Annotated in this window: 9 protein-coding genes; 6 read left to right on the forward strand and 3 right to left on the reverse strand. The window is 40.5% G+C overall.

Annotated elements, in window-relative coordinates:
• Positions 1 to 558 precede the first annotated feature (558 nt).
• The 3 genes from CBW18_RS00010 (at position 559) to CBW18_RS00020 (ending at position 5,664) form a co-directional block, all read left to right on the forward strand.
• Positions 559 to 1,878: a DUF3887 domain-containing protein gene (locus CBW18_RS00010; RefSeq protein ID WP_088299226.1), complete on the forward strand. Its 1,320-nt coding sequence runs from the start codon at positions 559 to 561 to the stop codon at positions 1,876 to 1,878.
• 101 nt (positions 1,879 to 1,979) lie between these two features.
• Complete coding sequence (locus CBW18_RS00015; protein ID WP_088299227.1) at positions 1,980 to 4,586, forward strand: PAS domain-containing protein; 2,607 nt, start codon at positions 1,980 to 1,982, stop codon at positions 4,584 to 4,586.
• 97 nt (positions 4,587 to 4,683) lie between these two features.
• Positions 4,684 to 5,664, forward strand: a complete 981-nt coding sequence (locus tag CBW18_RS00020; protein WP_088299228.1) for a YihY/virulence factor BrkB family protein — start codon at positions 4,684 to 4,686, stop codon at positions 5,662 to 5,664.
• Between the two features lie 78 nt (positions 5,665 to 5,742).
• Here the strand turns inward: CBW18_RS00020 and CBW18_RS00025 are convergent, their stop codons facing one another.
• Entirely contained in the window at positions 5,743 to 6,165 is a 423-nt protein-coding gene (locus CBW18_RS00025; protein ID WP_088299229.1) for a secondary thiamine-phosphate synthase enzyme YjbQ, read from the reverse strand.
• 8 nt (positions 6,166 to 6,173) lie between these two features.
• Positions 6,174 to 7,490, reverse strand: a complete 1,317-nt coding sequence (locus tag CBW18_RS00030) for a M23 family metallopeptidase (protein ID WP_088299230.1) — start codon at positions 7,488 to 7,490, stop codon at positions 6,174 to 6,176.
• A 720-nt stretch (positions 7,491 to 8,210) separates the two neighbouring features.
• On the opposite strand from CBW18_RS00030, the gene CBW18_RS00035 reads away from it, so the two are divergent.
• From CBW18_RS00035 to CBW18_RS00050, 3 genes are all read left to right on the forward strand, one after another.
• Complete coding sequence (locus CBW18_RS00035; RefSeq protein ID WP_088299231.1) at positions 8,211 to 9,056, forward strand: hypothetical protein; 846 nt, start codon at positions 8,211 to 8,213, stop codon at positions 9,054 to 9,056.
• 442 nt (positions 9,057 to 9,498) lie between these two features.
• The gene (gene kduI / locus CBW18_RS00045; RefSeq protein ID WP_088299232.1) at positions 9,499 to 10,338 is read left to right on the forward strand and encodes a 5-dehydro-4-deoxy-D-glucuronate isomerase; all 840 of its coding nucleotides are present in this window, start codon (positions 9,499 to 9,501) and stop codon (positions 10,336 to 10,338) included.
• Between the two features lie 72 nt (positions 10,339 to 10,410).
• Complete coding sequence (locus CBW18_RS00050) at positions 10,411 to 11,178, forward strand: SDR family NAD(P)-dependent oxidoreductase (protein ID WP_088299897.1); 768 nt, start codon at positions 10,411 to 10,413, stop codon at positions 11,176 to 11,178.
• Between the two features lie 162 nt (positions 11,179 to 11,340).
• Here CBW18_RS00050 and CBW18_RS00055 read toward each other — a convergent pair whose 3' ends face one another.
• Complete coding sequence (locus tag CBW18_RS00055) at positions 11,341 to 11,970, reverse strand: carbonic anhydrase (RefSeq protein ID WP_088299233.1); 630 nt, start codon at positions 11,968 to 11,970, stop codon at positions 11,341 to 11,343.
• Positions 11,971 to 12,041: the final 71 nt, after the last annotated feature.

Here is a 12,041-nt window from a genome sequence, read left to right on the forward strand (position 1 = left end):
GTTGTTAAGATAGCAACCGATAGATTTATGGTGCGTAAAAAAGAAATTAATTTTAAAATTCATCACTATCCTATTTTTTCAGACTAAAAAAATCCTCTTAAAAAAAGAAACGGGGATTCCACCATTAAGGCAGTATCCCCGTCATCTAAATTAACGCTCTCACATACATAAACGCTGAGATATCGAAATATTGTGCTCAGGTATCTTTTTATTTAAAAAAATAATGACTGCTGCTGTTTATAGGCGAGTTGATAACACGCAAACCACTGTTAACAATAATCGTTCCGCATCTTTTAAAGATTTCCGTAGCAGCAGGTAGCAAAACTTTGCGAAAGCCTTTGATCTGTAAAATAAACCTTTTGCTGACAGGCTCATCGTTACACATTAACCAGTTGATGAAGGTGAAGGATGCCAGAATATGCTGAAAGAGAAACGACAACATGTTATTCTTACTCTGCTAAATGTTAAAAAAAGTTAAAACTAAATAGGTAGTTGATTCAGCGGCTTTTGAGTGGTAAATATTATTAACTTTGAATATCTACAATTTCAAGACCAGACATGAAAAAAAATATTTTAATGATCATCGCACTTTTGTTTACCACAAGTGCATTTTCACAAAATGTGATTCAACTATTTAATGGCGCAAATGATTTCTTTAAGTTATTACAGGAAGAAAAATTTGCCGATGCGCATGCCATTTTTGATGACACCCTGAAAAGCAAACTTACCGAAGAAGGATTAAAAAAGTTATGGTTAGATATGGGAACCAAATTCGGAAAGGCAGAATCATTCGATGCGATTCAAAGTAAGGCACAGGGTGAATTTTTTGCCGTAACTGTTGAAGGTAAATTCAGTAACGGAGATCAGAATTTTATTTTAGGTTTCAATAAAGCACAAAAAATTGTGGGCATTTTTCTGGCTCCGCCTAAAACAGCATCGGCTTATTTAAAACCCACCTATGCTGATACGAGTCACTATAGCGAAAAATCAGTTTATATTGGTGCAGCCGGAAAGCAACTGGCTGCCATCATTACCACACCTAAAGATATGAAGAATTTTCCGATGGTGGTTTTTGTGCATGGTTCGGGGCCAAGCGATATGGATGAAACGATCGGTGCAAATAAACCTTTTAAAGATCTGGCCACAGGTTTGGCTTCCAAAGGGATCGGCTCGGTACGCTATGTGAAAAGAACGCTGGTATACCCCAATGAATTTGCAAATGTTTATACCGTAAAGGATGAAGTATTGGATGATGCTGCGGCTGCTATTGCCATGGCCAAAACCATTACAGGGGCAAATATAAAGCAGGTATACGTATTCGGACATAGCCTGGGTGGTATGTTAGCACCGAGAATTGCAACTAGCACACCAGATCTGGCCGGCATCATTCTGGCGGCGGCTCCGGCAAGAAAGCTAACGGATATCATTATCGAACAGAATAAATACATGTTTAATCTTTCTAAAGATACCACAGCAGAGAATAAAGCGCAACTGAATGAGGCTGTTAAACAGATCAATAAAAGCAGAATCTCACAGTTGGGTACAAGCATCAAACCAGATTCCATAATATTGGGTATACCGGCAAAATACTGGGCCGATTTAAATGCCTATGATCAGGTTAATGCAGCGAAAGGATTAAATAAACAAAGAATTTATATCCTGCAGGGCGGAAATGATTTCCAGGTAAGTAAAACTGATTATGACCTCTGGAATGTGGCATTGGGAAAAAAGAAAAATGTTCAGCTTAAATATTATCCTGAACTTAACCACTTGCTAAGTGTACAAGCCGAAAAAGGCAGCTCTGCACAATACCAGATCCCAAAAAATGTTTCAGAAGTGTTGGTTAATGATATTGCCACGTGGATTAAAAGTAAATAAACATGAAATATTCTCTAAAGCTTTGATTTAATCAAGGCTTTTTTGTTGCTTTTATTTCTGATTAAATAGTATTTCTTATCTTTAATGAACAAAACTATTTAATGGCAACGCTATTTTCTGAGCAGGAGAGATATAAGTCTCTGGTAGAGGCATCACCCATGCCAACAGCCCTATATATTGGAGTGGATATGATAATAGGAGCTGCAAACCAGGCTATGCTTGATTTGTGGGGTAAATCAGCCTCAATTATTGGATTAAAACTCATGGAAGCACTTCCTGAACTGGAGGGACAACCATTTTTTCAGATATTAAGTCAGGTTTTTCAAAGCGGGGAAACTTATCATACCAAAGAATCTCCTGCAGATCTGGAGGTAAATGGTGTATTACAAACTTTCTATTTTACTTTTACCTATAAACCCATCAGAAATGATCAGGGGGAAGTTTTTGCCATTATTAATACCGCCGCGCATCTTACCGAGCTGGTAGAAGCAAAAAAGCAAATTATTGAAACACAGCAACGTTTATCTTTTGCATTGCTATCGGCTGAAATTGGCACATGGGATTTTGATCCCATTAACAACAAAGTAAACTGGGATGATAAATGCAGGACCCTTTTTGGATTTGGTAAAGAGGGCGAGGTTAAATATGAAGAAGTATTGTCCTGTATCCATCCTCAGGATGAGAAAATGGTTCGTGAGGCCGTATCTAAGGCTATTCATCAGGTCAATGACGGGCAATATGATATTAAATACCGCACCATCAATGAAGAAGATCGCCAGATCAGATGGGTTCACTGTAAAGGAAAAGCTTATTTTAATGAAAACGATATTGCTTACCGCTTTGCAGGTATCGTACAGGATATCACAGATGAAGTAAAATCCAGGCAAAGGGAACATCAGATGTTAACGCTGGTCAATCATAATGCCGACCACATGACTATTGCCGATTTAGATGGCAGACTGATTTACATGAATGAAGCCTCCAGGAAAATGCTGGGCGTAGCGCTGGATGCAGACGTCAGTAAATTCAGTGCCGGTGATTTTTATACTCCTGAAGAATTGGCACGTGTACAGAACCACATTATCAATGAGATTGATGCAGTACGGGGATGGACGGGCCATATCACCCTGGTTAACTATCAAACCAGGGAAAGTATTCCCTGTATGGTTAGCTATTTATTGATCAAAGATCTGGAAACAGGTGAGATTATCGGAAGGGGAGCCACCGCCAGGGATTTAAGGCCGGAAATCAGGGTAAAGGCAGATCTTCAGAAACTGGCAGCCATCATCGGCAGCAGCGAAGATTTTTGTAATTACTGCGACATAGATGGCCGTACCCGCTATATCAATCCATCAGGTATTGCCCTTATCGGCATTGATAAGGACCAATTGCTGAACACCAATCTTTTTGATTACCATAGCGAGGCATCAAATCACAAGATTAAAAAGGAAATCCTTCCCGTGCTTTTTGCTGAAGGAAAATGGTCTGGAGAACTTGAATTAATCCATCAGGTAACCAGAGAAATTATCCCCATTCATAAACAGTTTTATATGATCAGGGAAGAATTTACCAATATGCCGGTGGCAATAGCAGCCATCGCCAGAGATTTACGTCCGGAACTAAACATCCGGAAAATTCTGGCTGATAAAAATGCAGCCTTGCAAAATGCAGTGGAAGAACTGGAGTTCTTAGCCAATAGTGTACCGCCCGTAGTTTGGTCTAGTAAGCCAGACGGCTACCTGGATTATATCAATAAACGATGGTTTGACCAAACCGGTAAAGGCGATGATGAAACACTGGGCAGCCGCTGGGCAGAGAATGTACATCCTGATGATGTTCCTGATGCCATTAAAACCTGGAAAGCCTCTTTAGAAACGGGTAATCCGTATGAAATTGAATTTCGCTGCCTGGATAAATACGGAACCTACCGCTGGTACCTGGTCAGGGCAATTCCACTTAAAGATGCTGAAGGAAATATCATCAAATGGTATGGTACCAACACAGATATTCATCACCAAAAGGAACTGGAAAAGCAAAAAGATGACTTTTTAGGTATTGCCAGTCATGAATTAAAAACACCTGTTACCAGTCTTAAAGCCTATGCACAGGTACTGGAAGCTATGTTTAAGCGTTCCGGTGATTTTAAAAATGCGGATCTTCTGGCCAGGATGAATAAACAGGTAGACCGTTTAAGCAGTTTGATCAGCGATTTGCTTGATGTCACTAAAATGAATTCCGGAAGGCTGCAGTTTAACCCAACGGAATTTGATTTCAATGAGATGGTTGAGGAGGTGATTGAAGATGTTCAGCGGACTTCCTTTAATCACGCTATTCGGGCAGACCTGGGGTTCAGAAGGAATATTATCGGTGATCGTGATCGCATTTGCCAGGTGGTAACCAATCTGTTAACCAATGCCATCAAGTATTCTCCTGGTGCCAGTGAAGTGGTGATTTATACGCATGATCTGGCAGATCGTGTTCAGGTTTCGGTAAGAGATTATGGAATTGGCATCAGCCCCGAATTAAAAGATCATGTTTTTGAACAGTTTTACAGGGTGAGCGGGGAAAAGCAACATACTTTTCCGGGTTTGGGTTTAGGACTGTATATTTCATCAGAAATTATTAAAAGACTGGGCGGCAAAATATGGGTTGACTCCATAGAGGGCAAAGGTTCTGTTTTTAGTTTCTCGATCCCGTTAAGTGATTAAAAGTTGATGACTTTTGATGTTCATTCTTATAAAGTTTAAACAATTTTGCCGGCAGAACAGTTAGGATAGGTATATATTTATTCTATCCGATCTATTTATGGCAAAGAACAAAATCACTATCAAGGGAATATGGAGCGTGTTAAAAGCCGCTTTTACAGGTTTTGGAGACCATAAGGTTACGAAGTTAAGTGGTTCACTGGCTTATTATACTGTGTTTTCGATGGCGCCGCTTCTGGTGGTAATTATTTCTTTATGTGGTATTTTTTTAGGAAGAGAAATAGCTGAAGGCCAGGTATATGCGCAACTGGAGGGCTTTTTAGGTCGCGAATCTGCAGCATCCTTGCAGGAGCTGATTAAAAATGCTTACCTGGATGGCAAAAGTACCATTGCCCTGATTATTGGTATTGTTACGTTACTGATTGGATCAACTACTATTTTCGGCGACATTCAGGATTCGATTAACACCATCTGGGGCATCAAACCTAAACCTAAAAGAGGGTGGGTGAAAATGCTGCAGAACAGGTTTCTGTCTTTCTCTGTGATCATTAGTTTAGGTTTTGTTCTATTGGTTTCTTTAGCCGTAACTTCCCTTTTAGATATATTTAGCGCCAGGTTGCAGGCCCGTTTTGCAGATATTTCTTATTATGTATTCTATGTCATTAACCAGATAGTAACTTTATCTGTTATCTCCTTAATTTTTGGGGTGATTTTTAAAGTATTGCCAGATGCGATTATTAAATGGCGGGATGTAATTGCCGGAGCAGTGGTTACCGCCATCTTGTTTATGATTGGAAAGTTCGCCATCTCCCTTTATATCGGACAAAGTGATGTGGGTGGAACCTATGGTGCCACAGGATCGTTGGTTGTCGTGTTGATGTGGACATATTATTCCTCCATCATTTTATATTTCGGAGCCGAATTTACCAAAGCTTATGCCATCGCCTACGGATCAGAAATTTATCCTTCACACTATGCGGTAACGCTGAAGGAGGTAGAGGTTGAAACCGGCCATGTTTCTATCCAGGATAATCATCCTGAGCTTGTTGAAGAGGTGAAGCAGCATGCATCGGAAAAATAATCCTTTCACATAAGCACACTTAAAATGTTCCGGTGATGGAGATTTGATTTGAGAGGCAGGCCTTTACGCTATCGCGTATTATTCTCCCCAGGCGGTGATGATCAGTTGCCTGGGACCGCCATGATTGCGGTGTTCACCTAAATATATCCCTTGCCAGGTGCCAAGTGCCAGCCTTCCGTTCCGGATAGGAATGGTAACGGAACTGCCCAGTAAAGCTGATTTTAAATGTGCGGGCATGTCATCAGCACCTTCATAATCATGTTCATAAGCCGGATCATTTTCCATTACTGTTTTGTTAAAAAACATTTCAAAATCTACCCTTACCGTGGGATCGGCGTTTTCGTTAATGGTTAATGAAGCAGAGGTATGTTGGATGAATACCTGGCAAATACCGGCCTTTATCAAACTGATTTCTTTCATCGAATTTTCTATTTCATCCGTAATGAGGTGAAATCCTCTTTTTCTTGCGCGCAATGAAAGCGCATGCTGATATATTTTCATATTCAAAATTACTTAACAATCCAACCCAAAGGCACTTGATCTTCAGTGATGAATTGATAATTTCCAAAATTACCTAAAACGTTTACCAATTGTCCGGCTGCCAGTGTCTTTTTTACAGCGGCTGCACTATCCGGCTGGTCGTAAACCATTTGCTGGGCCAAATTAACTTTAATTTTTTTTAGGGGTTTGTTTATTTTGCTTAATGCCGCACTTAGTACAAATCCGGTTTTGCCATCAGGTAATTCAGCTTTATAGAAATGGCCGGTTGCCGATTGAATATTCAGAAGAGTAGCCGCATCCAGGTTTTCTGCAAGGGCAGCCGGAGAAGGCGCACGGTAAAATTTCATCGCTTTCGAAGTTCTTAAGTTTTCATTCAGACTGTTAAGGGGAGCAATAATTTTTTGAGGTGTTTTCGGTACCGGATCAATAAATGGCAAAGGATTCGTGGCTCCGTCAGAAGCATATATCCCAAAATGGAGGTGCGTGGGGGTATTTCTGGCGTTTCCTGTATTGCCCATCAAACCAATGGTGTCACCTGTTTTTACTTCCTGGCCTTGCATGGCGATCTGTTCATCCAAATGTGCATAGTATAGCGTATAATCTTTACCTTTTGGTCTCAGCCAAACCACTTTTCCGCCCAGGTTATTTTCATTTACACGGGTGATGGTACCTTCGGCAATGGCTAAAACCGGACTTCGAAAAGTGCCGAAAATATCAACTCCCTCATGTTTCCGGGCATTATTGTCTCGTCCGTCGCCCCAGAAACTTCCAATGTTTTTACTTTTTGATTGCGTAGGAAAAGCCAGTGAAGGGCCTGAGGTGATTTCTAAAGTATACTGAACGCTTTGCAGTAGTTCAGGCTGTAATCTGATCAGGTAATTTCCTGAAGCCTCAATGTCGTATTGGATGGGGTTATTCAGCGTATCTGCTGATGCCACCATCCTGATTTTTCCATCTGCCGGTAAATGCCAGAGATCAAGGTAGAGCATGGCAGCATTTGTCGGTTTTTTAGTGATGGAGATGTTTATCTTTTGTCCTTTCGTGGCCGTGAATTTGTAAGCGGCGGCAGGTGTTCTGTCCGAAGCAAAATAACCGGTTTCCAGATAAGGAATATTGATATTCAATGCCTTTTCCATACTTAAAGAGGCAGTTTTGATCCAGGCTGATCCCATGGCGGTTTTGTTTAAGCCTGAAGTTTCGAGTTTTCTGAGATACTGTTCATGCGGGCTGGCGGCTTTAAACAAATTCACCCTCCCTGATTTACAGGACAGGATCATGGAGGTAAGTAAAATAAAGGGAAGTATTCTATCAAGTAATCTATTCATCTGGATGGATTATAGTTGAATAACAAATGTGATGTACACAAGTTTGCTTTCATGATAGGTCTTATTTCTTTAAGCCTTAAAGATGTAACCCTCATGCGATGGGAGTGGGATAAGCAGGCAATAGATTAAAAAGCAGCAATTATTATAGTTTTATCACCATAGCAATAACCAATGCATCATCATTGGTCTGATACTGGTTAATTTTAAGAATACCAGTATGCTCGCTTCCTAAATACCATTTGTAGTGTGTTTTGTTACCTTTTAGGTAAGCAAAGGGTTAACAAAGGGTAGGCCAGGGGTTAACAAAGGGTAAGCCAGGGGTTAACCAAGGGTAAGCAAAGGGTTAACAAGGGGTAAACGAAGGGTAAACAAAAGGTAAGCAAAAGGTTAATACATCTGCACCAAAGGATAAACAGTTAGGAGATTGATGTTTATCCAACATCTCCCTGTAAATAGCATTAAATATCATCCATCGATAATCGTTTCATCAAATCTTAAGCAACGTCTAACAGCTGTTACCCCGGCTGCAGCAAATTGCAATTACTTGTTTTAATGATGTAAAAGATTGATTAATTTGAATTAAGTTTAAATGGAAAATATAACGAACAAAATGAGGAGGAAGGCACCATTTCACGGAAGATGAAATTTAATCGTGGTGTATAGTGAGTGTGCTCAGGAATTATAAGATGCCTGCAAATGGTAAACTAAAGAAATATTGAAATGAAAATAGTAACAAAACTGATCCTGCTCTTATCTGTATTTTTGGGCAATAGAAGCCTTGCACAGCCCTACACCTTGCAATCAGTTGGTTTAAGTAAACCCTTTTCCTTAAGTATTTATTTTAGAAATGGAGGCAAAGGTGCTTTTGTTAAATACCAGGGCCAAACTCATATTATCGCCTTGCGCATTAAAAGTTATCACGTTGATAAAAGCGGTAGAAGAGACGGGCAGCCAGATGTGGAAACATTAGTGTGGGATGAGCTGATTGACGGAAAGATAAATGGCCGTTATGGCCTTACACAAACCATAAATGGTATTGATAACATCTGGTATCTGCGCAACAAGGATAACAAAAGATTTAAGTTACAAAATATGGAACATAAGGGTGACCATAATGATGATCAATACCTTTTACATGGTGCATTAATTCGTTTTAACCATTTTGATAACAATAAGTTAAATATTCAATATCCCGACGGTAAACGATTTAATGCTGCGCTGCCTGATTTCGATTCGCCAAATGCAGCCCGGCAAAGCACCATTGCCGATTATAATTTTGATGGTTATGATGATTTGGCATTCTCTATTCCCGATGCCGGTATGGGGGTGTACCGCATGTTTAGCATATGGTTATATAACCCTGTATCAAAGCGTTTTGATCAGTTGTCTGAACCCGATTATGGGAAAGCCGGTTGCAGTTGCCTGTGCGATGTTACCCTTGATCAGAAGCGGAAATTATTCCTTACCTCTTGTCGCGGCGGTGCCAAATGGTGGCAGGATCAATATCGTTTTACAGCCAATAATAGGTTGGTTTGGGTTCGGTCTGCAGCGCAACATCAGAATTAACCAGAAGAAATAAAAGTACCGGAAACCGATAAAAAAGCCAGTTAGAAAATTTGTTTACGAGTTTCTATTTAAACATCAGACGGGAAATTGTGGTGTCAAAAGGGTTGAAGGAATACGAAAGCCTGGCTTACACCATTTGGGCTTTCTGAGATGTCATCAATCGTATTTAATCAATTCAGGTACGTAAAAATACTCTCGAGAAGGTTATTTACAAACGGAGCATAAAGAAAATATACGCGTTTCCAGCAGAAAAAAAGAAGAGGTGCTGCAGTATCTCGAAAATATCGCTTAAACTGATGATTCCATGAATATAGCTGCACACTGACGTATTCGTCTTTTGACAAAAACAATTTGACTATTAATTCCTTTAATCAGGATCGGTTAAATATATTTGTGGAGAAGATTGATCTTTCAATTTTAACCACACCTCAAATTTTAACCAATGAATACATTCGAAAGCCGTTACGCCCAGAGCCCGAAAGAAGTTAAACAAATGGATACCGCAGCATTGCGGGAAAATTTTCTAATCGAAAGCATTTTTGGGGCTAACCAGGTTAATTTAACCTTATCACATTTTGACCGGTACATTGTTGGCGGTGCCATGCCTGTTCATCAGAAACTGGATTTGCCAAATCCTGACGATCTAAAAGCCAGTTACTTTTTAGAACGCAGGGAACTGGGCATGATCAATGTTGGCGGTAAGGCCATTGTCACCGCTGATGGCGTTCAATTTGAACTTGGATATAAAGAGGCCCTGTATATCGGGAAAGGAACAAAGGTTGTTTCGTTTGAATCGGCAGATGCTGCTGAACCAGGTAAACTATACCTCAATTCTGCACCTGCTCATCATACTTATCCAACAAAGAAAGTCAGCAAGGCCGAAGCAGAAATAGTTGAACTGGGCACTCCTGAAACAGCTAATCACCGCATTATCAACAAACTTTTGGTGAACAGTGTATTACCCACTTGCCAGTTGCAGATGGGAATGACTGAGTTAAAGTCAGGCAGTGTCTGGAATACCATGCCTGCCCATACCCATGACAGAAGAATGGAAGCCTATTTCTATTTTGAGGTTCCGCAGGGACAGAGTGTTTGCCATTTTATGGGGCAGCCTCAGGAAACGCGTCATATCTGGATGCAGAATGATCAGGCGGTAATTTCCCCCAACTGGTCCATCCATTCCGGAGCCGGAACCAGCAACTATACCTTTATCTGGGGAATGGCTGGTGAAAACCTGGATTATGGTGATATGGACCACTGTGCCATTACTGAATTAAAATAATTTTGAAAGAATGGTATTGGGAATCCTGGATTTAGTGCTGCAGATCCCGATATCATGATAACTAAACAAAAAATGTTAGCTAACGTATTTAATTTGGCAGGTAAAACTGCATTGGTAACGGGTTGTAAAAGAGGAATCGGCATGGCCATGGCGGTCGCCCTGGCAGAGGCCGGAGCAGATATCATTGGTGTTTCGGCCAGTCTGGAACTGGAAGGAAGTTCAATTGAGCAGGAAGTTGTAAAGCTGGGAAGAAAGTTTTATGCTTATCAATGTGATTTTGGTAAACGTGAATCTACCCTGGCTTTTGTAGCAAAAGTTAAAGCAGAACATCCGCAAATTGACATACTGGTAAATAATGCCGGGACAATTCTGCGTAAGCCAATTGCCGAGCACCCGGATGAGATGTGGGATGAGGTAATTGCCGTAAATCAAGATGCACCTTTTATTTTAACAAGAGAAATCGGGCGTGACATGGTGGCAAGGGGAAGTGGCAAGATCATTTTTACCGCTTCACTGTTATCATTTCAGGGTGGAATTACGGTTCCGGGTTACGCTGCCAGTAAGGGTGCGATTGCCTCCTTAACCAAGGCTTTTGCAAATGAATGGGCATTTAAGGGGGTAAACGTAAATGCCATAGCCCCGGGTTATGTTGCAACCGATAATACTTCAGCTTTGCGCGAAGACCAGGAAAGAAGTACTGCTATTTTATCTCGTATTCCCGCAGGAAGGTGGGGGACACCAGAAGATTTTAAAGGCCCAACCTTGTTTCTGGCTTCAAATGCAAGCGATTACGTTCATGGTACCATATTAACTGTTGATGGCGGCTGGATGGGAAGGTAGTTTGGAGTCCAAAGCCTTGAGTTCGGAGTCTAAAGTCTTTAAACAACGCTATCTATAAATTAAAACCGGTGTCTGAAGCTGGCGTATTAAACATCCATATCCTTCAGGCACCGGTTTTTTATTAAATAAAATTTTTATAGCCAATTACGGCTGACTATATGATTAAGGATAAAGGTTGTAAATTTCCTTAATGTCTTTCAGGATACTGTCGAAATCTATTTTTAGATCAATTAAGCGGCCGGTATGGATATCAAATACCCAACCTTGTACGGTTAAACCTCTTTTTGTAATGGCTTCCTGCACAGCGGCTGTTTTAAGTAAGTTCACACATTGTTCCTGTACGTTTAGTTCCACCAATCTATTGTAGCGGGCGGATTCATCTTCAATTGCATTTAATTCATCACGGTGCGTACGGTAAACATCGCGGATGTTTCTGAGCCATGGATTTAAAATCCCCATATCTGCAGGTTGCATGGCAGCCTTAACCCCACCACAATTGTAATGGCCACAAACGATGATGTGCTGCACTTTTAAATGACGGACCGCATAATTCAGGACGGTCATCACACTTAAATCTACGTTGTTGACCAGGTTGGCAATATTTCGGTGTATAAAAGCCTGTCCAGGTTGTATACCCATTAAATCTTCGGCAGTAACGCGACTATCAGAACATCCAATGTATAAAAACTCAGGTGTCTGGCCTTTTGCTAATTCTGTAAAATAATCCGGATTATTAGCCAGTTTCCGGCCGATCCATTCCTCGTTATTTTTAAAAACTTGTTCTACATTCATATGCTTACTTTAAATTTATAGTTGTATTATCGTTAAGATAAAGGATATACTATCTGCGCCAAAAATAAAAA

Source organism: Pedobacter sp. AJM, from assembly GCF_002197755.1.
GTDB lineage: Bacteria > Bacteroidota > Bacteroidia > Sphingobacteriales > Sphingobacteriaceae > Pedobacter.